Source organism: Kribbella deserti (genome assembly GCF_042434725.1).
Taxonomy (GTDB): Bacteria; Actinomycetota; Actinomycetes; order Propionibacteriales; family Kribbellaceae; genus Kribbella; species Kribbella deserti.
In genome coordinates, this window is the sequence record NZ_JBHLTC010000001.1 from 356,949 (window position 1) to 381,127 (window position 24,179).

Consider the following 24,179-nt stretch of genomic DNA (forward strand, 5'->3'; position numbering starts at 1 on the left):
ACTTGTTGGTCGCGCCAGTCACGGTGGCGATTGTGACGGCCAGCACCTCGGCCCGATAGCCTGGATTCTTGCCCGTACCACCTTCTGGAGTCGAAAAGTGCCCGTGGATACCGTCGATGCCGTCGTCAGCCTGAGCAAACGCCGGGGCTTCGTGTACCCGTGCGGCGAGATCTATGGCGGCACCCGCTCGGCGTGGGACTACGGACCGCTCGGCGTGGAACTGAAGGAGAACATCCGGCGCCAGTGGTGGCGCTCGATGGTGACGAGTCGCGACGACATCGTCGGCCTGGACTCCTCGGTGATCCTGCCGCGCCAGGTCTGGGTGGCCAGTGGGCACATCGCGGAGTTCGTGGACCCGCTGACCGAGTGCCAGTCCTGCCACAAGCGTTTCCGTGAGGACCACCTGCGCGAGGAGTTCGCCGCGCGCAAGGGCAAGGACGAGGCGGGCGTGAAGCTGGCCGAGGTGCCCTGCCCGAACTGCGGTAACAAGGGCACGTTCACCGAGCCGAAGATGTTCAACGGCCTGCTGAAGACCTACCTCGGCCCGGTCGAGTCGGAGGAAGGCCTGCACTACCTGCGGCCCGAGACCGCGCAGGGCATCTTCGTGAACTTCGCGAACGTGATGGGCACCGCCCGGAAGAAGCCGCCGTTCGGCATCGCCCAGGTCGGCAAGAGCTTCCGTAACGAGATCACGCCGGGCAACTTCATCTTCCGGACCCGCGAGTTCGAGCAGATGGAGATGGAGTTCTTCGTCGCGCCGGGCACGGACGAGGACTGGCACGAGTACTGGCTGAAGGCCCGCTGGGACTGGTACGTCGATCTCGGCATCAAGGCGGAGAACCTGCGGTACTACGAGCACCCGAAGGAAAAGCTGAGCCACTACTCGAAGCGCACGGTCGACATCGAGTACAAGTTCCAGTTCGGCGGTTCGGAGTTCGGCGAGCTCGAGGGCATCGCGAACCGCACCGACTTCGACCTGTCCACCCACTCCAAGGAGTCCGGCGTCGACCTGTCGTACTTCGACCAGGAGAAGGGCGAGCGCTGGACGCCGTACGTGATCGAGCCGGCGGCCGGTCTCACCCGTAACGTGCTGGCCTTCCTGCTCGACGCGTACACCGAGGACGAGGCGCCGAACGCCAAGGGCGGTGTCGACAAGCGCACGGTGCTGCGGTTCGACCCGCGAATCGCGCCGGTCAAGGCGGCCGTGCTGCCGCTGTCGCGGAACGCGGACCTGTCTCCGAAGGCGAAGGACCTGGCCGCGGAGTTGCGCAAGAACTGGAACGTGGACTTCGACGACGCCGGCGCGATCGGCCGTCGCTACCGCCGCCAGGACGAGATCGGTACGCCGTACTGCATCACGGTCGACTTCGACACGCTCGACGACAACGCGGTGACGATTCGCGAACGGGACTCGATGAAGCAGGAGCGGGTCGCGCTGACCGAGGTCACCGGCTATCTGGCGCAGCGTCTGGTGGGCTGCTGATCATGCGTGCCACGGTGGTGCTGGCGGTGGCGGCTGTACTGGCCGTCACCACGGGCTGCACCGACACGCCTTCGGCCACCCCGAGCGCGAGCCCGACGCCGCCGCCGCTGCAGAGCAGCGCTCCGACGGCTCCGACGTTGCCGACGGCCTCCACGCCGGAGCTGACGCCGTTGCCCTCGCCGTCGAAGCCGTGGCCGACGCCGAAGGTGACCGGTACGCCGGCCGACGACGCGCCGCTGGCCGATCGGATCACCTTCGCCATCGCGCGGCAGGCCCAGATCGCGGCGGGCCGGGCGGCCGCGACAACGGTCAACTGTCCGGGGCTCGAGCACGCCGAAAAGCCCGGGCGGCACGATCTGACCTGCAAGGTGACGTATGCGGGCCGCCCGTACTCGGGCCAGCTTGTTGTCGAGGCCAAGCAGTACTCCGCGACCTACAAGTTCACCTCCGAGTTCGTACCGATCACCCGGGTCAAGGTGGTCGACGCGGTGCAGCGTACGGCGCCCGGCGCAGCGCAGGTGACCTGCACGATGGAGGCCGTCGCGGTGGTGAATCACGCGGACCAGCAGGGCATCGCGTGCGACGTGACCACCACGGCGAACGCGGTCCAGCCCTACAAGGCAGTGGTCTCCGGCGACGGCCGGGTCCTGGTGGCGAAGGCCTGAGAATGTTGCAGCTCGGAAATCTCACCATCGACACCCCCGTCGTGCTCGCGCCGATGGCCGGTATCACCAACGCGGCCTACCGGCGGTTGTGCGCCGAACAGGGCGCCGGGTTGTACGTCTGCGAGATGATCACCTCGCGCGGCATCGTCGAGGGCGATCAGAAGGCCTTGGACATGCTGACGTTCGACGAGCGCGAGACGGTTCGCTCGGTTCAGCTGTACGGCGTCGACCCGGTCTACATCGGCCGGGCCGTCGAACTGCTCTGCGATTCGTACGGCGTGCGCCACATCGACCTGAACTTCGGTTGTCCCGTTCCGAAGGTGACCCGCAAGGGCGGTGGCGCGGCCCTGCCGTGGAAGCGCAACCTGCTCGGCGCGATCCTGCACGCGGCGGTGAAGTCCGCGACGCCGTACGGCGTACCGGTGACGATGAAGACCCGGATCGGGATCGACTCCGAGCACCAGACCTATCTCGACGCCGGGCGCATCGCCGAGGAGTCGGGCTGCGCGGCGATCGGCCTGCACGGTCGTACGGCGGCCCAGGCCTACTCGGGTGAGGCCGACTGGTCGAAGATCGCGGAGCTGGTTCAGCACGTGAGCATCCCGGTCCTCGGCAACGGCGACATCTGGGAGGCCTCGGACGCGCTGCGCATGGTCGAGGAAACCGGCTGCGCGGGCGTCATCGTTGGCCGCGGCTGCCTTGGCCGGCCGTGGTTGTTCCGCGATCTGGCGGTGGCCTTCGCCGGTGGTGAGGCGCTCAACCTGCCGGCTCTCGGTGAGGTCGCGGCGGTGATGCGCCGGCACGCAGAACTGCTCGCGGATCTGATGGGGGAGAACCGCGGTCTGCGCGACATGCGCAAGCACATGCCGTGGTACCTCAAGGGTTTCCCCGTCGGCGGCGAACTGCGCGCCTCCTTCGGCACGGTCTCGTCCCTCGCCGAGCTGGACGCCCTGCTCTCGCAACTCGACCACGACGCGCCGTTCCCGGTCCGCGAACTGGGCGCGCCCCGCGGCCGTCAGGGCGGACCTCGCGACCACGTGATCCTCCCGTACGGCTGGCTCGACGACACCGACGGCCTGAGCACCGACATGTCCGAAGCCGAAATCGGCATCTCCGGCGGCTGACCAGCTTTTTCTGCCGCGAGTGGTCGCCTCTGAACCGTGACGCCGACCTCTGCCGAGCCGCCGCCCGGTTCAGAGGCGACCACTCGCGGCAGAAGAAGGATGCGGATCAGTCGGGCCGGGCTAGCTCTTCGAGTAGGCCGGTGAAGGCGACCTGGTCGTTGGCGGTGCCGGTGTGGGGTTGGGAGAACCAGGTGGCGTACTGGGAGATTTCGTCCAGGCGCCACTCCAGGTCGAACAACCTGAGCATGTCCCGATCGGGCGCGACCAGGTCGGCATAACCGGCATCGACCAGGCTGCGCAGATCACGCTCCCGCGGTGCCAATGCGAGCGACTCCCAATCCACGAACACCACCTCGTCATCCGTGCGGACCTGGTTGACCGTATGCGGCTCACCATGCGTCGGCACCCACGGCCGCTCACGGGCCTGCCGCCCCAACGCGTGGTACGACGCTGTCCACCGCCGGATCGCCTCGAGCCGCTCACCAACCGCCCGATGGGCACGTTCGCCGTACGGGCCGGTCCGCCACGTGTCGCGCAGCAATTCGCTCAACGAGTCGGCGAAGTCCTCTCCAACCAACGGCCGCCACTTCGGAATACCCGACGGTGGTGTCGCCGCATGCAACCGGCTCAGCGCGGCCACGTTCTGCCGAGCCAGGTCTTCGCTGCCGATCGGTCCTTCCCCGGTCGCCTTCCCCTCGAGCCAAGGCGCACAACTGATCCGGCCGTCGGCGAGCGATGCCGTAAAGACCCCGTCGCGCGTAGGCAAAGACGCCACCACGAACTCCAACCCACTCGCCGCAAGCTGAGCCGCCCCGGCATACGCCCCCTCGAGCGACTCCACCGAATGGCGCGGTTCAAGCCCATCCAACGTGACGAACACCCGCGCCACCCCGCCGTACGAACCGCGCCAGTGGTACGCCCCGAACCCCACCGGCAAATGCTCCACCGCGTCCACCTCAACCGCCCAGTGCGACCGCACAACAGCCAGCACATCCCCAGCAGATACGAACCCAGGAGCTTCGCGCATAGGTCGCAGCCAAGCACAGGTGGCACGTCCACTTCACGACATTTTGTACTGGCCGGCGCGCCGTCCGGGTAGCTTCGCGATATGTGGACCCCTGATCACGGCCGGGCGTACCAGCCGGTGCCGTACTGCCCGGAACGACTGTCCGCCGAGGAATCGCTGGCGCGTGCGGCGGAACTGCGCGAGCGGATGAATGAGCGGCGCACGGTCCGGATGTTCTCGGCCGATCCGGTTCCGGAACAGGCGGTGCTCGACGCGATCGCGGTCGCCTCGACCGCGCCGAGTGGTGCCCATCAGCAACCGTGGACGTTCGCTTTGGTGGAGGACCCCGAGCTGCGACGGCGGATCCGGGAGGCGGCCGAGGAAGAGGAACGGATCTCGTACGACGGCCGGCTGGGCGAGGAATGGCTGTCCGCGTTGCGTCCGCTCGGCACGGACTCGGTGAAGAGCCATCTCACCGACGCGCCCTACCTGATCGTGGTGTTCCAGCAGCGGTACTTCCTCGCGGACGACGGCACCACCCGCAAGCACTACTACGGCGACGAGTCGGTCGGGATCGCCGTCGGCATGCTGCTCACCGCCTTGCACTTGGCGGGCCTTGCCGCGCTCACGCACACCCCGTCGCCGATGCGGTTCCTCGGCGAACTGCTCGAACGTCCACGCAACGAGAAGGCCTTCGCGGTCATCCCCGTCGGCTATCCCGCGGACGACTGCGTCGTACCCGATCTGCGCCGCAAGTCCCTCGATCAGGTCCTGGTTCGCTACTGAGGCTGGGCTATTCGGGGGCGGTGGTGATGGTCAGGGCGGCGTGGTGAATGTCCGGGTGCGGGTGGCGGCGGAGGTCGATCAGGCGGGCTCGCCATTCGGGGGACCACTGGGTGCGTTGGCCGGTGGCGCCGACGAGGGCCAAAGCGATTAGACCGCCTGCGAGGTCGGAGCGTCCGTAGAGCCGGGCGAACGTGGTGTCGACGTCTTCCAGGTTCCAGGTCTTCGTGTCGGCCTTGAGTGCGCTACCGACTTTCTGGCCGAGGACCACCGCCGTGTAGGGACTACCCGCCACAAGGTCCGCCAACTCTGGCAAGGCCTTGATCAGGGCATTTCCCTCCAGCGTGGCCAGAAGGAGGTCAAGCCTTTGCGGGAGGTACGAGTCGGGGAGGCTGTCTGCAATCTCCCGAAGGCTCGTACGGCGCTCTGGCGCTTCCCTGCGGAGGGTCGACGCAAGTAGGCCTACAACCACTAGGAGGCGTTGTCGGGCCGGGCGGTCCCGGTCGGCCTCGGCCTCGGGCCTAGTCGGGCTTTCGTCCAGCTGGGCCAGGAGTTGGAGAACCTCGATGGTGTCGTCCGTACAACCAATGGCGGTTACTGCAGCCAAGGTCTTTGCAGCGGCCCGCCAAACCAAGCTAGGTGTTCCAAGGTCCGTGACGAACATCGAACAGGCAGAACCCGTGGCAGGCGTCCACCGGCCCCAAGTCTCCAAGGCCGACAGCGCGGCGCATACGGCCTCCGACTCGGGCCTGTTCGTCACAGCCAGCACGAGTCCGCCGTACCGCGTCCGGCATTCCGAAGGCACGCTGAGCGGTGGACGGGCGACCAACGTGCGGGCCGTCGCGACTGAATCGTCCACCGCAAGGCGAAGCACGTCCCATGCCGACGGATCGTGCAGCAGGTACTGCGCGACCACACTGGTGATTGCCGCCCGAACATCCCGGTGCGCGCTAGGCCAGGCCTGAGCCAGTACGTCGACCGCACCCGGCGCGCGGAGTTCCCCGAGGAGCCGGGCGGCTTCCTTGCGGGAGGTGACCTTCGCGCCTTCCCCAAGCAGCAAAGGGCTGAGGGCCAACGCGAGCTGGCTAGGCCGTACATACCGGACTGCTCGAGCGGCTGCGTAGATAGCCACCCGAGCCCGGTCGTTCCCGGCGTACGTGAGCAGAGTAGGCACAACCTCGTCCGGGTGGTCGGTCCAGGCCAGAGCGGCTAGTGCGGCCTCTACCAACAACACCTCGCTACTACGGAGGAAAGGCTCTACAAGTCGTCGTCCGAGCTGGGGGATGCGCCCGAGGGTTTCGATGGCCTGAGCCCGGGACCACTCGGGCATACGCTCATCCCGGGCCGCATCGGCTACGAGATCCGCGTACCGCTGGTGTTGGCGGGGGAGCCACCGCGCGATCGCCCGGGATGAGACCTCCCAGCGCGGGTAGTTGTACTCGAACCGCCGGATGCGCCGGGGCTTCGCCAGAACCTTGTCGAGCAGATCGGTGCGACCTTCGGTTACCGCGGTCCAGACGGGGTCCCACTGGGCCATGCCGACATCCCGCTTGATGATCCGCTGGACCCGTTCGGCGCGGGTGGCCGGCGGTGCGAGCCAATAGCGCACGGCATCGCCGACCGTGTACTCCTGGTTCGACCAGACGGCCTTCTCCAGCACCTTGTCCAAGTGGTCGATGCCCCAGCCCCGGCGGTGGAACGACGCCGCCACCGCGAAGGCCAGATCGAACTCGAGCCGGTCCGCGCCCGCGTCGATGTACGGCTTGAGCGCTTCGTACACGGCCAGTTCGTCTCCCCGCGGCAGCCCGTCGGTGAGACCGCGCAGTTGCACCGAACCGACTGATCCCGACAGGCTCGCGTGCGCGTCGACAGCCCAGCGCAGCAGGTGCGGCTGGGCGCGCAGCGAGCCTTGACGAACGGCGTTCTGCGCAAGCGAGGTGAGGGCGGCTCGCGTGGCCCACGAGGTGTCCCGGGCTTCGAGCGCGTCGGTCAGCAGAGTGGTGAGCGCAGGCACCTGCGCGTCGGTCAGCAACGAGACGCTGATACGCGCCGCGGCGTTCAGAACCGCGGTCCGGACCGGCTCCCGGTCATTGCGCATCCGGGTGATCCACGCCAGCGCCCGCGTGACCACCTCCGGATCGCGGGACCGCCCGGCCGCCCCGAGAACCGCCTCGTAGATCGCCGTACGGTCGTCCGCCTCGGGCTGCTGGATCTCCGCTTCCAGCAAAGCGAAGGCCTCGTCGTACGGCAGGTACGAGGTGACCTGCCAGCGGAGCCGTTGATCGTCCTTCACCTTCTTGAGGGCGAGCATGCGCCGCGCCTGGGCATGCCGCTCGGCCGTCGGCAGTACGTCGACCAGGGCGGGGGAGAAGACGGTCTGCCCCAACTCGACCGAGGCGAGCGCGGCCCGGAAAACCGCCGTACGACGCGAAGGCGGAAGGCGGTCGAGTAGGCCGGCCAGTACGGTCTCGTCGGGCCAGGCGAGCGCGCCCCAACGCGCGAGTTGCTCGTCGCTGAATCGCCAGAGCCGGCGCCGGAAGGCCAAGGTCATCGCGGGCCGGATCGACTTCGCCCGGTTGTCGAACAACGCGAGAACGAGGGCCGGGTCCGCCTCGACAAGTGGCCCGAGCACGTCGATGACGGCACGCGGTACGTCGGTTGCCGGCAAGGCCTTCGCGATCAGGACGGTCACACGTGCAGGGTGGATCGGGAGAGCCGCGGCGACGCCGTACCCGAGGCTGTTCCACCAGCGCTTGCGGCCTTCGTTGTCGTTCACCCCGGCCAGCGCGGCCTCGGCCCGGTCGAGTACCAACGCGGGATGCCGCCTGCCGAGCCGGCGCCATTGGCCGACGCTCAGGCAGTAGGACAGCTCGGGCAGCAACCGCCGGATGGTGGTGGTATCCGCGTCGATCAGCAAGTCCGCCGCCGTCGGGTCTCCCCAGAGCTTGCGCTGCTCGTCGATCAGGCTGCCGACGAGTTCCGGGCGGCCGTGAAGGACCTTGCGCAGTTGGCGCCTGACCACCGCCGGGGCGTCTTCGAACAGCCCGCGCAATACGGAATCCGGCACCGGAACACCGCGGCCGACCGCCGCGATGGCTCGTGCGCGCAGAGCCGGGTCAGGGTCCAGCAGCAGGCTGGCGACGTGCTCGGTCTCGTTCGCGATTCGGGCCAGCTGCAGGCTCAGCCCGCGTTCGAAAGGCCCGAGGCTTGCCAGCTCGGCCAGCAGTGACGTCAGTTCGGGCGTGCCCCGAAGGTGCCGTGCCGTGGCCGCGACGAACCGCATGCGGTCGCCGTACGGCAGGGGATCGATGGTGCGCAGGACCTCCGCAGCTCGCATCGGCCCATTCCATCATCCATGCGGCCCGGCCCAAGCGGCGGTCGGGTACGACGCGCGGCCCGGCTCGGGAGGTGGTCGGGTACGACGCCTGGCGCGACTGGATCAGGCGGGCAAGGTTGCGTCCAGCAACAGGCCGGCGGCCTCCTTGGCGCGAACCGCCGGCAAGGGCGATCCCGCAATGGCCGAGGTGGTGATCGCGCCCTCGGCCAGCAGAACCAGATGATCGGCCAGCCGATCCGGATCGGCCGCACCCGCTGAAGCGGCGAGCCCGGACAGCACCGACCGGAACTCGGCCTTGTGATCGTGGGCCAGCTCGGCGACCTTCGGCGAAACCGCGCCGAGCTCGCCGAACGAGTTGATGAAGGCGCACCCGCGATAGTCGCGCTGCTGGAACCAGGCGTGCAGGAAGTCGAACACCGCCAGGATTCGCTCCCGCGGCGACTGATCGACGTCGACGTACTCCGCGAGCATGATGCTCCATTGCTGATTGCGGCGTTCCAGATAGGCCTCGACCAGGCGGTCCTTGGCCGGGAAGAGCTGGTAGAGCCGCTTCAGCGAGACGCCGGACTCGGCGCGGATCGCGTCCATGCCGACCGACTGCACACCGCGCTCGTAGAACAACCGGTCTGCCGCGTCCAGCACCTGGGCCTGCGCCGTGGCTGTGTCGAGCGTCATTTGCGGTCACCTCGAATCGGGACTTGCGTGAGAACCAACGTTCTCCTAGAGTAGCGGACATCGAGGGAGAACGAACGTTCTCCACTTGAGTTCGACTCAGATTTCCATCCGGAGGCTCCGATGTCCGTAGTGCTCGAACCGGCCGCGAAGGCTTTTGCCGACGCCACCGCCGTTCCGCCGTTCCTCTTCCAGCTGGAGCCCGCCGACGGCCGCAAGACCGTCGACGACGTGCAGACCACCGACTACGCCCGGCCCGACGTGGACGAGACCTGGGTGGAGATCCCGGGCGGACCGCGAGCGCGGATCGTCCGCCCGGCCGGAAGCACCGGCGTGCTGCCGGTGGTGCTGTACATCCATGGCGCCGGCTGGGTCTTCGGCAACGCCCACACCCACGACCGGCTGGTCCGCGAACTGGCCGTCGGCGCCGACGCGGCCGTGGTCTTCCCCGAGTACGACCGTTCGCCCGAGGCGCGCTACCCGGTCGCGATCGAGCAGAACTACCAGACGGCGCAGTGGATCGTGGCCGAGGGCTCGACGTACGGCCTGGACCCGGCCCGGCTGGCCATCGCGGGTGACTCGGTCGGCGGCAACATGGCGGCGGCCCTGACCCTGCTCGCGAAGCAGCGCGGGGATGTCCGGTTCGGTCACCAGGTGCTCTTCTACCCGGTCACCGACGCCAACTTCGACAACGGCTCGTACCGCGAGTTCGCCGAGGGCTACTTCCTCACCCGCGAGGGCATGCAGTGGTTCTGGGACCAGTACACGATCGATCCGGCCGAGCGCGCGCAGATCACCGCCTCGCCGTTGCGCGCGAGCCTCGACGATCTGACCGGTCTACCGCCCGCCCTGGTGATCACCGGTGAGGCCGACGTATTACGCGACGAGGGCGAGGCCTACGCGGCGAAGCTGCGCGAGGCCGGCGTGCCCGTCACCGCCGTCCGTTTCCAGGGCATCATCCACGACTTCGTGATGCTCGACGCGCTGCGCGACACCTACGCCGCACAGGCCGCGATCGACCTCGCGATCAGCACGCTCCGCTCCGCCCTGCAGTAACTCTGCGGTAGCTCCAACAACTCTGCAGTAGCCCGAAACCCTTTAGGAGATTGAGATGACCACCGTTGTTCTCGTTCATGGTGCATTCGCCGACTCGGCCAGCTGGAACGGCGTGATCGAGCGTCTGCTCGCCGACGGCACCTCCGTTGTCGCGCCGCCCAACCCGTTGCGCGGCCTGACCAGCGACGCGGCGTACCTGAAGAGCTTTGTCGGCAGTATCGAGGGCCCGGTTCTGCTGGTCGGCCACTCGTACGGCGGTGCCGTGATCAGCGCGGCCGCGGCCGACCTGCCGCAGGTGACCGGCCTCGTCTACATCGCCGCCTTCGTGCCGGAGAAGGGCGAAAGTCTCGCCAGCATCAGCGGCAACTTCCCGGAGACTCCGTTCGGCGCGGCCATCCGCCCATCGGCGTACCCGCTGCCCGACGGCACCGAGGGCACCGAGTTGCACCTCGACTACGCGCTCTACCCGGAGGTCTTCGCGGCGGACCTGCCCGCCGAGCTGACGAAGGTGCTCGCGGTCGGCCAGCGGCCCATCGCCGCGCCGGGTCTCGAGGAAGCGCTCGCGGTCGAGCCGGCCTGGAAGAACCTGCCGTCCTGGGACCTCGTCGCGAACCAGGACCAGGCCATCCACCCCGAGGCGCAGCGTTCGATGGCCAAGCGCGCCAACGCCACCACGGTTGAGGTCGCCGCCTCGCACGCCGTGGCCGTCTCGCAGCCGGACGCCGTCGCCGACCTGATCCGTCAGGCCCTCGCCGGCTGATCCACCGGTAAAGGCCCACTCGCCACCGTCAGTCGACTTCCTTGCGGAGTTCGGCAAAGGCGGCGGCGAGTGTGTCTGCGGTGTAGTGGGCGTTGAGACCGCTGGGATTCGGCAGGATCCAGACCTGGGTCTCGCCGATCCGGCGGTCCTGCCGTCCCATCACCGCTTTGCGTTCACCAAAGGCGTCGCGGTACGCCGTGATCCCAACGACCGCGAGCCACTTCGGCTGGTACTTCACCACCTTCGTCACCAAGGCCTCGCCACCCGCGACGAACTCCGCGCGAGTGATCTCGTCGGCCCGCGCGCTTTCCCGCTCGACCACATTCGTGATTCCCAGGCCGAGCGAAAGGAGTTCGGCCTGCTCGTCAGGCCGGAACAACCGCGGGGTGAAACCGGACTTGTACAGCGCCGGCCAGAAGCGGTTCCCAGGCCGGGCAAATTGATGCCCGGTCGCCGCCGTCACCAGTCCTGGGTTGATCCCGCAGAACAACACACGAAGCCCTGGCCCGATCACATCCGGCACACCCATGCCCGCACCCTATCCCCGCCCTCTGCCCGTTCATTCGCCGCAACGTCTCCCACCGTGTTGGCGTCGATTCGTCCGCATTCGCTCGCCCCTCTGGACGGCGGCGCGCGGCGATACCCGCGATCGCGACGACTACGTCGATCCGGCACTACCGCCCGCCGTGGTCGCCGACGTGAGCGGGCGAATTCGGACGAATCGTCGCTGTCTCGGCTCGAATCACCGAAGCCGCGATGAGCCGTGGGCACCCGTCCCCTGAGGAGTCGCGAATGGTCAGGCCGAACCGGCCCGCGTCAAGGGTTAGGAATCGGGCTTCGCCGACGCGTGCGCGCCCTTGCCCCGCGCGGCTTCGGCCAAGGGCAGCGGGCTATCAGGGGACGAGCGGGGTCTGGCCGGTTGCCTCGGGTGGTCCCATATCGGGATCAGCAGTGGCCCGCGCCTGCGGACGAACGGGTTCTACCTCGCCCACTCACCGGGTCGACCTTTGAAGTCGGGGGTCGACCTGTCAAACCTGATGGGTCCACCCCCTATTCCGACGGTCGACCCTCGGAACAAGCCAGCCGAGATCCGGCGGACGCCACCCGGGACCCGGCGGACGCCACCCGGGATCCGACGGATGCCACCCGTCCCCGAGGTGGTCGAGTGCCGGGTTTTTGCCCGGCTACCTGGCTGCAACCGGGTAGACGGGCAAAAACTCGGTAGCGGCCGTGCCAAAAGCCGGTAGTCGTGCCACAAGCCGGTAGGCGCGCCGGAACCCGGCTCGCGGTCAGATGGCTGCGGGCGGATTCCGACGAATGAACGCAAGGTCACCGTGCGCCTCCCGGACGGGCGAACGGGCTGGGCCCTGACCAATTACGTGCGGAGCCAGTGCTGAGATAGTGGCCGCCATGGTGACTGACTGGACCGCCAGACTGGCCGAACTCGCCGCGGCGGCCGACGTACCAGGGGCCGTGCTCGGCATCTGGGCCGACGGCGAGCAGACCCTAGCGCCGTACGGCGTGCTGAGCCGGGCCACCGGGGTCGAGGTGACGGCCGAATCGGTCTTCCAGATCGGGTCTATCACCAAGGTCTGGACCGCCACGATGATCATGCAACTGGTTTCCGAGGGCCGCCTCGGGCTCGACGATACGGTGGCGGACCTGCTTCCGGAGGCGACCTTCGCGACGGCGGATCGCGTTACCGTGCGGCACCTGCTGACGCATACCAGCGGGATCGACGGCGACATCTTCACCGATACCGGCCGGGGTGACGACTACCTGGAGAAGTACGTCGCGATCCTGCCCGAGGCGATGCAGATCTTCGAGCCGGGTGCCGCGTATTCCTACTGCAACAGCGGATTCGGCGTACTCGGCCGCATCATCGAGGTGCTCGACGGCCGGGTCTGGGACGAGTCGCTGCGCGTACGCCTGGTGGAACCGCTCGGGCTGAACCAGACCGTCACCCTGCCCGAAGACGCGATCCTGCACCGGGCGGCCGTCGGGCACAGCCAGGTCGACGGATCGGCGGTCACCTCGTGGATGTTGCCGCGTAGCCTGACGCCGGTCGGGCTGATCACCCAGAGCGCGGGCGATCTGCTCGCGTTCGCCCGGCTTCACCTCGATGACGGGGTGGCTCCGGGTGGGAACCGGCTACTTGACGCGTCGGCCGCGGCCGCGATGCGCGAACTGGCCGTGCCGGTTTCCGGAGCCAGCGGCATGAGCGGTGTCGGTCTCACCTGGCGGCTGAACGACTGGGGTGATCGGCGGCTGTACGGGCACGACGGCGTGACCGTGGGGCAGTTCGCCTTTGTGCGGATCGACCCGGTCGCGCGGGTGGCGGTATGCCTGCTGACGAACTCGCCGAACGCGCCCGCGTTGTACGAGGCGCTGTTCCGCGAGGTGTTCGCGCAGTACGGCGTGGTGATGCCTGGCACACCCGAGCCCTACGACGGGCCGGCGCCGGAAGGTCTCGAGCGTCATACCGGGACATACCTGCGGAGTGGTGTGACTTTCGATGTCAGCGTGGGACCGGGCGGATTGCGCGCGCTGGTACGGGCGACGGGGGCGCGGGCCTCGCTGGCGGACTTCCCGGAGCGGACGTACGACCTCGCTCCGGCCGATCCGGGCGGCGACCACTTCCTGCTCCGCGAAGGCCCCGACCAGCCGTGGACGCCGGTCACCTTCCGCACTTTCCCCGATGGCTCCCGCTACCTCTTCAGCGGCGGCCGCGTCACCCCCGCCACGTAGCCCCTCCTGGCGTGCACCCTTGCGTTCGTTCGCCGGAATACGGCCGGTATACGAGAGAGATACCGGCCGTATTCCGGCGAACGAACGCAAAAATACCTAAGGTGAGGAGATGGGTGAGTCTCGCGAGGATGTGCCGCTGACGAATTTGGACCAGGAGTTGTTTCCGGGGGCGGGGGCGACCAAGCGGGAGCTGGTCGACTATCTCGACGGGGTGCGGGACCGGATCCTGCCCGGCCTTCGGGATCGGCCGTTGTCGGTGATCCGGGTGTTGCGCGGCCAGGACCGGTTCATGCAGAAGAACCTGCCGAAGTACACGCCGGACTGGGTTGAGCGCGTGCCGTTGTGGGCCGAGGCCTCCAAGCGCGAGGTGTCGTACGCGTTGTGCAACGACCGGCGCACGCTGCTGTGGTTCGCCAACCAGCGGGCGGTCGAATACCACCCGACGTTGTTCCGGATCGGCCAGCCCGAACGCACCACCCACCTGGTGATGGATCTCGATCCGCCCGAGGGCGCGCCGTTCAAAACCGTGGTCGCCGCGGCCCGGCTGGTCCAGCGGGCACTGGCGGATCTCGGCCTGTCCGGTGTGGCGAAGACCAGTGGTGCGAAGGGCCTGCACATCTTCGTTCCGGTCGACGCGTCCGCCGAGGAGGTCGCGGCGGCCGCCCGCGCCCTCGCCGTACGGGCCGAGCAGCTCGATCCAGCCGTCGCCACCACGGCGTACCTGCTGGAAGAACGCGAGGGCAAGGTCTTCCTCGACTCCACTCGCTCGGGCGGTGCCACCGTGGTCGCGGCGTACAGCCCGAGGGCCCGGCCGGGTGTGCCGGTGTCGTTCCCGGTGGGCTGGGACGACCTCGACAACGTGACTCCGGGTGACTTCACCATCCGTACGGCGCTGGAGCGGCTCGGGGCGGACGACCCGTGGGCCGCGGCGATGCCGAAGCCGCAGGAACTGCCGGCCGAGCTGGTCGAGCAGGGCCGGGCGATCCCGATTCCGCGGGTGGTCGCGATGCACGAGGGCAAGCGCCGGAAGAAGGCGCAGCGCGAGTCGTCCTGACCTACTGGGTAAGGCTTTTCCGCTGACTCTCGTTGTCAGTACGAGGCATATCCGTACCCGGAAAACAGTGATCCAGTGCACTCACTGGTGTGGTCATCGTCACGATGTCTTATGTGAGACCAGTGACAAAGTGGACTGCTTTTTCGGCGTACGCTGAGAGGACGCCCCCGCCACTGGAGTCGACGGGCCAGCGGTCACCATGCCGCGTTCCGGAGCCTCGCCCACACTCAGGGAGTCATCGTGCCGAAACTCGTCTACGACTTCGCCGAAGGCAACAAGGACATGAAGGATCTACTTGGTGGAAAGGGGGCGAACCTGGCCGAGATGACCAATCTGGGCCTGCCGGTGCCGCCCGGTTTCATCATTTCGGCGGAAGCGTGCAAGGTCTTCCTCACCACCGGCGCGATGCCGGCTGAGCTGGCCGACGAGATCGATCACCATGTCGCCGCCCTCGAGCAGAAGATGGGCAAGAAGCTCGGCCAGGCCGACGATCCGCTGCTGGTCTCGGTCCGTTCCGGCGCGAAGTTCTCCATGCCCGGCATGATGGAGACCGTTCTCAACGTCGGCCTGAACGACGACTCGGTCAACGGCCTCGCGCACCAGTCGGGCAATCCCCGATTCGCGTGGGACGCCTACCGGCGGCTGATCCAGATGTTCGGCAAGACTGTGCTGGACATGCCCGGTGACGTGTTCGAGGACGCGATCGAGGCGGCCAAGGACGCCAAGAACACCACCAACGACCTGGATCTCGACGCCGACGACCTGCGCAAGCTGGTGGACATGTTCAAGACGGCCGTGCGGGACCACACCGGCCGGGACTTCCCGCAGGACCCCCGCGAGCAGATGGACCTCGCGATCGCGGCCGTCTTCGGTTCGTGGAACTCCGAGCGCGCGGTGCTCTACCGCCGCCAGGAGCGCATCCCGGCCGATCTCGGTACGGCGGTCAATATCTGCTCGATGGTCTTCGGCAACCTCGGCATGGACTCCGGCACCGGCGTCGCGTTCACGCGGGATCCGTCCAGCGGCCAGCCCGGCGTGTACGGCGACTACCTGCAGAACGCCCAGGGCGAGGACGTGGTCGCGGGTATTCGCAACACCGTGCCGCTGGCCGACCTCGAACAGATCGACAAAAAGTCGTACGACGACCTGATGGCGATCATGGCGAAGCTGGAAGGGCACTACCGCGACCTGTGCGACATCGAGTTCACGGTCGAGCGCGGCAAGCTCTGGATGTTGCAGACCCGGGTCGGTAAGCGCACGGCGGGCGCGGCCTTCCGGATCGCGACCAGCCTGGTCGACGAGGGCATGATCTCGATCGACGAGGCGCTGCAGCGGGTGACGGGCGCTCAGCTCGCGCAGCTGATGTTCCCGCGGTTCGACGCGGACGCCGAAAAGCACCTGCTGACCAAGGCGATCGGCGCCTCCCCGGGCGCGGCCTGCGGCAAGGTGGTGTTCACCTCCGCCGCGGCCGTCGAGGCGGCCAAGCGTGGCGAGAAGGTTGTACTGGTCCGGCGCGAGACCAACCCGGACGACCTGCACGGCATGATCGCGGCCCAGGGCATTCTCACCAGCCGCGGCGGCAAGACCTCGCACGCGGCGGTTGTCGCCCGCGGTATGGGCAAAACCTGCGTCTGCGGTGCGGAGGAACTACGCGTCGACATCTCGGCGAAGACCATCCAGGTCAACGGCACCAGCGTCTCCGAGGGCGACGTCATCTCCATCGACGGTACGACCGGCGAGGTCTTTCTCGGCGAGGTGCCGGTGGTTCCGTCGCCCGTAGTCCAGTACTTCGAAGGCACCCTGGACCCGGCGTCGGGCGACGACCTGGTGGCGAGTGTGCACCGGCTGATCTCGCACGCGGACGGCGTACGGCGCCTGGAGGTGCGGACCAACGCCGACACCGGTGACGACTCCGCCCGGGCCCGGCGGTTCGGCGCCCAGGGCATCGGTCTGTGCCGCACCGAGCACATGTTCCTCGGCGAACGGCGCGAGGCGATCGAGCGGCTGATCCTCGCGGAGGAAGACGCCGAGCGTCATGCGGCCCTGGCCGAGCTGGAGCCGCTGCAGCGCGAGGACTTCTGCGAGATCCTCAAGGCGATGGACGGACAGCCCGTCACGATCCGGCTGATCGACCCGCCGTTGCACGAGTTCCTGCCCTCGATGGAAGAACTCGCCGTCAAGGTCGCACTCGCCGAAGAGCGCGGGGAGGACCCGGGCCGCGACGCCACCTTGCTGGCCGCCGTACGCCGGCTGCACGAGCAGAACCCGATGCTGGGGCTGCGCGGCGTACGACTCGGCCTGGTGATTCCGGGGCTGTTCGCCATGCAGGTGCGGGCGATCGCCTCTGCGGCCGCGCGGTTGAAGAAGCAGGGCCTGGATCCGCGGCCCGAGATCATGATCCCGCTGGTCGGCGCCGTACAGGAGCTGGAACTGGCTCGCGACGAGGTGGCGAAGGTGCTGCGCGAGGTGTCCGAGGCCGAGGGCGTCGACGTGCACAGCCCGATCGGCACGATGATCGAGCTGCCCCGGGCCGCGCTGACCGCCGGCCAGATCGCCGAGTCGGCCGAGTTCTTCTCGTTCGGCACCAACGACCTGACCCAGACCACCTGGGGCTTCAGCCGGGACGACGTGGAGGGCGCGTTCTTCTCCTGCTATCTGGAGAAGGGCATTTTCGCCGTCTCGCCGTTCGAGTCGATCGACACCGACGGCGTCGGCGCTCTGGTCAAGATCGGCGCCGAGCGCGGCCGCGAAACCCGTCCGGACCTCAAACTCGGGGTCTGCGGCGAGCACGGTGGCGATCCCGACAGCATTCACTTCTTCCACCAGGTGGGCCTCGACTACGTATCGTGCTCGCCGTTCCGGGTGCCGGTCGCGCGTCTGGAAGCCGGTCGCGCCGCCCTTTAGCCCGGCTCGCCTGTTGGGCTGCGACCGTGGCCGGTTCCTGCACGGTCGCAGCGTTACCCGCCGTGAACCGTCTCTCGTACATAGAGCAAGAGGTATGTGAGGCGACGGACGGGGAAGACGATGAAGCTGGGCATGGTGCTTGCCGTGGTGGCGGCACTACTGGGGATGACCGGATGTGCGGCGCGACCCGCGCCGATGGACGTGCACAGCCTGCGCGGCTACGTCGCGACGTACCTGGAGTTGTTGCAGGAAAAAGACGAGGCGGCGCTGCGGCTCCACCTGGGCAATCTCGACGAAGCACCCGATGACGCCGGCCGCCGGCTCGCAGTCGTTGGTGGCGAAGGCTGGCGGCTCGCCGGGGTGTCCTGGTCGTCGATCGCGCGGCAGGACCTCGATGTGACGATCGCCGTCGACGGTCCGAAAGGGCGGCGCGACTGGCGGCAGCGCATCCGCTGGATCGAAAATCGCTGGCGGATGACGCCGCTGCCCCTAGATTCGAGCACATGGGACGCGAAGAACTCCGGCTGACTTTCGGCGAAGACCCCGAGCTCTACGATCGCATGCGCCCGGGCTATCCACCGGGCCTGTTCGACACGTTGGCCGAGGTCCTTGCTGGGCCTGGATCTGCTGCTGGCGGGGTGCCGGCGGAGGGCGCGGGCGCTTTAGCCGCCGGGGCGCTGGGTGAGCCGCGGGTGCTGGAGATCGGGTGTGGCACCGGGCAGGCCACCCGGTCGATGATCGAGCGCGGGTGGTCGGTCACGGCGGTTGAGCTCAGCCCGGCGCTGTCAGCCGTTGCCCGGCGCAACCTTCCGGAGGCGGAGGTGGTGACGGCGTCGTTCGAGGACTGGCCGCTACCGGCCGAACCGTTCGAGCTGGTGATCGCGGCGACGTCCTGGCATTGGATCGATCCTGAGGTACGAATGGTGAAGGCCGCGCAGGCGTTGCGCCCGGGCGGTTCGCTGGCCATCGTGTCGACGTACCACGTCGCGGGCGGTACGCAGCAGTTCTTCGACGACGTACAAGCGTGTTACGAGCGGTTCGACCCGGAAACGAAACCAGGCCTGCGCCTGCCACCGGAGGACGCGACGGCCGACGACCCGGGGGAGTACGACCGAACCGGCCTCTTCGGCCCGGTCCGCTTCAACCGCTGGGGTTGGGACCTCACCTACACGACATCGGAATACCTGGACCTGCTCTCCACGTACTCCGGCCACCGCGCCATGCCCCCCGAGGCCCGCGATTCCCTCTACGCCTGCATCGCCACCCTCATCAACACCAACCACCACGGCCAAGTAACCAAACGCTACCTAACCGGCCTAACCACCGCCCCCAAGCGCTGACCCCACAGCCCAGACCAATCGGCGCAAGGCTCAGATAGTCCGTACCCGCGACTGGTTCCGGTCTGCAGTCGTCCGACCTGGGCGGATAGGGTCGGGCTATGGCGACTTTTGCGGTGCAGTTGAGGTTCACCGACAACGAGCGGCGGATGGCCGCGCGACCCGCTCACCGGGAGTACCTGGGCGAGCTTCGCGAGGCGGGCAAGCTTGTCGCGGCCGGGCCGTTCGTCGACCAGACCGGCGCGATGTTGTTCTACGACGTGGCGGACGAGGCCGAGCTGCGCGACATCCTGGCCAAGGATCCGTACACCCCGGCCAACTGCTACGAGGTTGTGCTGCTCACCGAGTGGCAGCCGCTGTTCCCGTTCGCCTGACGTCGTTCAGGCCTCGACCGACTCCAGGTCCAGGTAGTCGACGTACGCCCACAGCCAGACGAGTGGCGCGATCACCAGCTCGGGATCACCGTCCTGGTCGGCAATGAACAGGATGGAACCCTCGCCACCGGCGATGTCCTCCACTACGGCCGTCGCAATCTCCAGGGACGCCTCGAACGTCTGCACCGGCGGCCCGTCTTCCCAGGCAGGCGCGGGCAGCGGTAGGACCGGGGCGTCCTCGGTGCCGTTCATGTTCACCGAGATGTCCTGCAGCAGTTGGTAGACGTCGTAGGTGATCAGACCGGCCAAGGGCCGTCCGTCGATGCCGATGATGTACGGATCGTCCTCGCCGTCGCGGAAGTGGTCCCGAAGCTGGGGGAGCGTCGCGGGCAGGTCTGCCGCTTCCAGGTACGGGGCCTCGGCCTCGGTACCTACGTCCGCCTTGCCCGAGCGCATCTCGTCCAGCGAGGTCAAGACGCCGCGAAGCTCGTCGTACGCCCCGCCGCCCGGCGCTTGCTGCGCACGGGCTTCCAGATCACGGAGGTGTTCGAGCAGCTCTTCCTCGAAGTGAAGGCCGAACAGCACCTCGGAGCCGTCCTTGCCCGCATTGAGCTGGGCCACGATCTGCGTCGAAATCGGGCCTAGCCGCTCTGCGAGCGTCTCCAGCGGCGTAGTCGGCTTCTCCTCGAGATCGTGGGCGCAGGAGTCCGGATCCTCTTCGGCCTTCCCGCCGCCCTCCATCTCCAGCAGGACCGCGAAGGCCTTGAACGAGACAAGGGCCGCACTAGCCAGCCGGCCGTCGCCGATCAGCATCAGCGGGTTGGCGCCTTCTTCGGCGCGCCGGAGATGGTCAGGCAGCAGTACGGCGGCCTGCTCCACGCTGACCTGGCTCAACAGCGAAGTGAGGCCATGGTCGGTATCGACGCCCAGTAGCTCAACAAGCGTCTCGGAGCTCATGTCGAAGTTGGAGCGCAGGTAGTAGCGCAACCAGCCTGCATCCACCGGGTTGTCCAGTAGGTGCGTCAAGCGGGAACGGAAGTCCGCCAGGTCCGCGATCGACAGCACGACCAGAACCGGCTGGTCGCCGTCACCGATGACCAGCGGCCGGGTGTCGCCGTGGGCGAACCCGTCGATCACCTGGGCGAGACTGCTCGCGGCGGCTTCAAGCGGCCAGGACTCGGCCTGAAACTCACTCATACCCGGATTTTCCAGCGGTGGCGGCCATCTGGTTTCCTCTTCTCGGCGGTGCAGGTGGACCAGCGTAGAGTGGCGCCCGGGCCAGCCGATGGGCAGGCCGCCGACACCGGCGTGGCGATGTGGCGATATCTCACATGTGAGATACAGTCCGGCGCATGACTGTCGATTACCTGAGCCGGATCGGTAACTTGATCCGGGATGCCCGTAAGCACCGCGGTTGGACCCAGACCCAGCTCGCGGACGTGCTCGGGACGAGCCAGAGCGCCGTCAACCGGATCGAAAAGGGCCATCAGAACCTCACTCTCGAGATGCTCGCCCGGATCGGCGAGGCACTCGACTCTGAAATTGTCTCTCTCGGTGGCGGTCCGGTCCACCTTCGTGTTGTCGGTGGCCGCCCGCTGTCGGGTTCGATCGACGTTAAATCTTCCAAGAACGCCGGCGTCGCGCTGCTGTGCGCCTCGCTACTGAACAAGGGCCGCACCACACTGCGCAAGGTCGCGCGGATCGAAGAGGTCAACCGGCTGCTCGAGGTGCTGAACAGCATCGGCGTGAAGACCACCTGGCTGAACGACGCCGGCGACCTGGAAATCGTGCCGCCGGCCCACCTGGATCTGGCCGGAATGGACGCCGCGGCCGCCCGCCGTACGCGCAGCATCATCATGTTCCTCGGCCCGCTGATGCACCGCGAGGACACCTTTGACCTGCCGTACGCCGGAGGCTGCGACCTCGGCACCCGTACGGTCGAGCCGCACATGGCCGCGCTGCGCCCGTTCGGCCTGGAGATCAAGGCCACGGCCGGCGAGTACCACGCGGTGGTCAACCGGGCGATCAGCCCCGGCAAGCCGATCGTGCTGACCGAGCGCGGCGACACCGTCACCGAGAACGCGATCATGGCGGCCGCCCGTTTCGACGGCGTCACGGTGATCCGGAACGCCAGCTCCAACTACATGGTCCAGGACCTCTGCTTCTACCTGGACCTGCTGGGCGTGCGCATCGACGGCGTCGGCAGTACGACGCTGACCGTGCACGGTGTCGCCGATATCGACGTGGACGTGGACTACGCGCCGTCCGAGGACCCGATCGAGGCGATGAGCCTGCTCACCGCGGCCATCGTGACCAGCTCCGAGATCACCATCCGGCGGGTGCCGATCGAGTTCATGGAGATCGAGCTGGCGCTGCTGGAGGAGATGGGCCTCGACTACAGCCGCACCGACGAGTACCTCGCCGAGAACGGCCGGACCCGCCTGGTCGACCTGACCACGCGGCCGTCGGAACTGCATGCGCCGATCGACAAGATCCACCCGATGCCGTTCCCGGGCCTGAACATCGACAACCTGCCGTTCTTCGCGGCCATCGCGGCGACCGCGACCGGCCAAACCCTGATCCACGACTGGGTGTACGAGAACCGGGCCATCTACCTGACCGACCTGAACAAGCTCGGCGCCTCGGTCAAGCTGCTCGACCCGCACCGGGTGATGGTCGAAGGCCCGACGCACTTCTCCGGCGCGGAGATCATGTGCCCGCCGGCGCTGCGTCCGGCCGTCGTCACCCTGATCGCGATGATGGCAGCCAAGGGCACTTCGGTACTGCGCAGTGTCTACGTGATCAACCGCGGCTACGAGGACCTGGCCACCCGCCTGAACTCCCTCGGCGCCCAGATCGAAACCTTCCGCGACATCTGACCCCACACTTCACCCGCGACGGCCTCACCCCACCCGGGTGGGGCCGTCGCCGTCTCTGCTGGTTCTGGGAGTGGTCGCCGGAGCGGGGCCGGAAGAAATTTCGGGGAGTGGGGAACAAAAGGTTTGCGTTTGGCGTCTTACTGGGTACAGTGTACGAAGTTAATCGATCGAAGGAGTGACTTGACCGACACACAGACCATGCCGACCAGTGGATTCGAGCCGACCGAGGAGGATCTTGCGAGTGTTCAGGCGTGGTTCGAGCGGTACGACGCCCTGGCGGCGGCGCACGACTACGAGGCAATGGCCGACCAAGCCGTCTTCCCGCTCAACGAGGTCAGCGATGACGGCAACGGCAACGGCAAAGCGGAATCCATCAGCCGCGAGGCGTTCATCGCGCAGATGGAGCAGGTGATCGGAGGCGGACCGGCCGACGTGGAGATGGAGTCGACCCGGACGCCGCACTTCCTGTCGGAGAGCCTGGTTTTTGTCGTCACCGAGGGCACGATGTCGTTCGGCGGCCAGACCATGCCGATGCGTTACGGCGATCTGCTGCTCAAGGTCAACGGCCAGTGGAAGTTCCAGACCATGGCCCAGGGCGGCTGGGGATAACCCGGCCAGCTTCGAGCGGGCGGTCCGTGCGGCGCCCCGGCCAGGTAGGCGCTTGGCCGGGGTGATCGGGCCGCTTGGATGAGGCGATTGAGTAGCGCGGGAAATGTCGGTGCCGCCCACTACTGTGGGTGGTGATGACAGGACCTGCACGGCTCGTGGATTACGGCGAGCGCGACGCGGAGCGATGGGTGGTCGAGCCGGCCAAACGGCCCGGCCGATCACCCTTCGCCCGCGATCGGGCGCGCGTGCTGCACAGTGCGGCCCTGCGGCGGCTCGCGGCCAAAACGCAGGTGCTCACCGCCGGTAGTGACGACTTCGTGCGCAACCGGCTGACCCACAGCCTGGAGGTCGCGCAGATCGGGCGCGAACTGGCGACGGCTCTCGGCTGCGATCCCGACATCGTGGACGCGGCCTGCCTCGCGCACGACCTCGGCCATCCGCCGTTCGGGCACAACGGCGAGCGCGCGCTGGACGAGTGTGCCCGCGAGATCGGCGGCTTCGAGGGCAACGCCCAAACCCTGCGCCTGCTGACCCGGCTGGAGTCGAAGGCCTTCGATCCCGACGGCCGTAGCGCCGGGCTGAACCTGAGCCGCGCCACCCTCGACGCCGCCACGAAGTATCCGTGGACCAGGCGCCCGGGCGAGCGCAAGTTCGGGGTGTACGACGACGATGCCGAGGTCTTCGGCTGGCTTCGCGACGGCGTCACGCATGCCGAGCGGCGGTGCCTCGAGGCCCAGGTGATGGATTTCGCCGACGACGTGGCGTATTCCGTGCACGACGTCGAGGACGGGATCGTTGCCCACAGCATCGATCTCGGCCGGGTCGGGCAGGACCCCGCGCCGTACTGGCAGACCGTGCGCCGGTTCTACCTGCCCGAGGCGAGCGACGACGAGCTAGACGAAGCCTGGCACCGCCTCAGCAGTACGACGTACTGGCCGTCCGGGCCGTTCGACGACAGCCGCCGGGCCCTCGGCGGGCTGAAGGACCTGACCAGCCAGCTGATCGGGCGGTTCTGCACGGCCGCGGAGCAGGCCACGCGCGTCACCTTCGGTCGCGGCCGCCTGATTCGCTATGAGGCGGATCTGGTCGTTCCCGACGGGATCGCGACCGAGATCGGCGTGCTCAAGGGCGTCGGCATGTGGCACGCGTTCCATTCACCCGAGCGGCAAGGGCGGCATGCGCGGCAGCGGGAGCTCCTCGGCGAACTGGTCGCCGCCTTGTGGAAGTCGGCGCCGCGCGATCTCGATCCAGCGTTCGCGGCGGATTTCGTGCGCGCGGTCGACGACGCGGCGCGGCTGCGCGTGGTGATCGACCAGGTGGCCTCGCTCACCGACCCGTCCGCCGTCGAATGGCACAGCCGCCTGCCGCGGTGACGCGTGGGTACCGTG

20 protein-coding genes are annotated in these 24,179 nt (G+C 67.9%); 15 read left to right on the forward strand and 5 right to left on the reverse strand.

Going from position 1 to position 24,179, the window contains the following annotated elements; all coding sequences use genetic code 11:
• Positions 1-97: 97 nt before the first annotated feature.
• From ACFFGN_RS01655 to dusB, 3 genes are read left to right on the forward strand one after another with little or no spacing between them, the layout of a single operon-like run.
• Positions 98-1,483 (forward strand): glycine--tRNA ligase, encoded by a 1,386-nt coding sequence (locus ACFFGN_RS01655; protein ID WP_380043425.1) that lies wholly within the window; start codon positions 98-100, stop codon positions 1,481-1,483.
• Between the two features lie 2 nt (positions 1,484-1,485).
• A complete protein-coding gene (locus ACFFGN_RS01660; protein ID WP_380043426.1) occupies positions 1,486-2,148 on the forward strand; it encodes a hypothetical protein in 663 nt (220 codons plus the stop codon).
• Positions 2,149-2,150: 2 nt separating this feature from the next.
• Positions 2,151-3,272, forward strand: coding sequence for a tRNA dihydrouridine synthase DusB (dusB, locus tag ACFFGN_RS01665; RefSeq protein WP_380043427.1), 1,122 nt, complete (start codon positions 2,151-2,153; stop codon positions 3,270-3,272).
• A gap of 106 nt (positions 3,273-3,378) precedes the next feature.
• Here the strand turns inward: dusB and ACFFGN_RS01670 are convergent, their stop codons facing one another.
• Positions 3,379-4,299, reverse strand: a complete 921-nt coding sequence (locus ACFFGN_RS01670) for a hypothetical protein (RefSeq protein WP_380043428.1) — start codon at positions 4,297-4,299, stop codon at positions 3,379-3,381.
• A gap of 81 nt (positions 4,300-4,380) precedes the next feature.
• Between ACFFGN_RS01670 and ACFFGN_RS01675 the strand changes: the two genes are divergently transcribed.
• Complete coding sequence (locus tag ACFFGN_RS01675; RefSeq protein ID WP_380043429.1) at positions 4,381-5,064, forward strand: nitroreductase family protein; 684 nt, start codon at positions 4,381-4,383, stop codon at positions 5,062-5,064.
• 7 nt (positions 5,065-5,071) lie between these two features.
• On the opposite strand, the gene ACFFGN_RS01680 is transcribed toward ACFFGN_RS01675, so the two are convergent.
• Positions 5,072-8,398 carry a hypothetical protein gene (locus tag ACFFGN_RS01680; protein ID WP_380043430.1) on the reverse strand — a complete coding sequence of 1,109 codons (3,327 nt, stop codon included), beginning with the start codon at positions 8,396-8,398 and terminating at the stop codon, positions 5,072-5,074.
• Between the two features lie 102 nt (positions 8,399-8,500).
• Entirely contained in the window at positions 8,501-9,073 is a 573-nt protein-coding gene (locus ACFFGN_RS01685) for a TetR/AcrR family transcriptional regulator (protein WP_380043431.1), read from the reverse strand.
• A gap of 120 nt (positions 9,074-9,193) precedes the next feature.
• On the opposite strand from ACFFGN_RS01685, the gene ACFFGN_RS01690 reads away from it, so the two are divergent.
• Both ACFFGN_RS01690 and ACFFGN_RS01695 read left to right on the forward strand, forming a co-directional pair.
• Positions 9,194-10,126 (forward strand): alpha/beta hydrolase, encoded by a 933-nt coding sequence (locus tag ACFFGN_RS01690; RefSeq protein WP_380043432.1) that lies wholly within the window; start codon positions 9,194-9,196, stop codon positions 10,124-10,126.
• A gap of 55 nt (positions 10,127-10,181) precedes the next feature.
• Positions 10,182-10,886, forward strand: coding sequence for an alpha/beta fold hydrolase (locus ACFFGN_RS01695; RefSeq protein WP_380043433.1), 705 nt, complete (start codon positions 10,182-10,184; stop codon positions 10,884-10,886).
• A 28-nt stretch (positions 10,887-10,914) separates the two neighbouring features.
• Here ACFFGN_RS01695 and mug read toward each other — a convergent pair whose 3' ends face one another.
• Positions 10,915-11,415, reverse strand: a complete 501-nt coding sequence (gene mug, locus ACFFGN_RS01700; RefSeq protein WP_380043434.1) for a G/U mismatch-specific DNA glycosylase — start codon at positions 11,413-11,415, stop codon at positions 10,915-10,917.
• Between the two features lie 881 nt (positions 11,416-12,296).
• Between mug and ACFFGN_RS01705 the strand changes: the two genes are divergently transcribed.
• The 6 genes from ACFFGN_RS01705 (at position 12,297) to ACFFGN_RS01730 (ending at position 19,303) form a co-directional block, all read left to right on the forward strand.
• On the forward strand, positions 12,297-13,634 hold the full coding sequence (locus ACFFGN_RS01705) for a serine hydrolase domain-containing protein (protein ID WP_380043435.1): 1,338 nt from the start codon (positions 12,297-12,299) through the stop codon (positions 13,632-13,634).
• A 109-nt stretch (positions 13,635-13,743) separates the two neighbouring features.
• Positions 13,744-14,688 carry a non-homologous end-joining DNA ligase gene (gene ligD, locus ACFFGN_RS01710; RefSeq protein WP_380043436.1) on the forward strand — a complete coding sequence of 315 codons (945 nt, stop codon included), beginning with the start codon at positions 13,744-13,746 and terminating at the stop codon, positions 14,686-14,688.
• 237 nt (positions 14,689-14,925) lie between these two features.
• Positions 14,926-17,592: a pyruvate, phosphate dikinase gene (gene ppdK / locus ACFFGN_RS01715; RefSeq protein WP_380043652.1), complete on the forward strand. Its 2,667-nt coding sequence runs from the start codon at positions 14,926-14,928 to the stop codon at positions 17,590-17,592.
• 120 nt (positions 17,593-17,712) lie between these two features.
• Positions 17,713-18,120 (forward strand): hypothetical protein, encoded by a 408-nt coding sequence (locus tag ACFFGN_RS01720; protein WP_380043437.1) that lies wholly within the window; start codon positions 17,713-17,715, stop codon positions 18,118-18,120.
• Positions 18,096-18,932, forward strand: a complete 837-nt coding sequence (locus ACFFGN_RS01725; RefSeq protein ID WP_380043438.1) for a class I SAM-dependent methyltransferase — start codon at positions 18,096-18,098, stop codon at positions 18,930-18,932. The genes ACFFGN_RS01720 and ACFFGN_RS01725 overlap by 25 nt, the downstream gene beginning before the upstream one ends.
• 98 nt (positions 18,933-19,030) lie before the next feature.
• Positions 19,031-19,303, forward strand: a complete 273-nt coding sequence (locus ACFFGN_RS01730; RefSeq protein WP_380043439.1) for a YciI family protein — start codon at positions 19,031-19,033, stop codon at positions 19,301-19,303.
• Between the two features lie 6 nt (positions 19,304-19,309).
• On the opposite strand, the gene ACFFGN_RS01735 is transcribed toward ACFFGN_RS01730, so the two are convergent.
• Positions 19,310-20,500: a hypothetical protein gene (locus ACFFGN_RS01735; protein WP_380043440.1), complete on the reverse strand. Its 1,191-nt coding sequence runs from the start codon at positions 20,498-20,500 to the stop codon at positions 19,310-19,312.
• A gap of 155 nt (positions 20,501-20,655) precedes the next feature.
• Between ACFFGN_RS01735 and ACFFGN_RS01740 the strand changes: the two genes are divergently transcribed.
• The 3 genes from ACFFGN_RS01740 (at position 20,656) to ACFFGN_RS01750 (ending at position 24,164) form a co-directional block, all read left to right on the forward strand.
• Positions 20,656-22,182, forward strand: a complete 1,527-nt coding sequence (locus tag ACFFGN_RS01740) for a helix-turn-helix domain-containing protein (RefSeq protein WP_380043441.1) — start codon at positions 20,656-20,658, stop codon at positions 22,180-22,182.
• A gap of 180 nt (positions 22,183-22,362) precedes the next feature.
• Positions 22,363-22,791: a nuclear transport factor 2 family protein gene (locus ACFFGN_RS01745; RefSeq protein WP_380043442.1), complete on the forward strand. Its 429-nt coding sequence runs from the start codon at positions 22,363-22,365 to the stop codon at positions 22,789-22,791.
• A gap of 134 nt (positions 22,792-22,925) precedes the next feature.
• On the forward strand, positions 22,926-24,164 hold the full coding sequence (locus ACFFGN_RS01750; RefSeq protein WP_380043443.1) for a deoxyguanosinetriphosphate triphosphohydrolase: 1,239 nt from the start codon (positions 22,926-22,928) through the stop codon (positions 24,162-24,164).
• Positions 24,165-24,179: the final 15 nt, after the last annotated feature.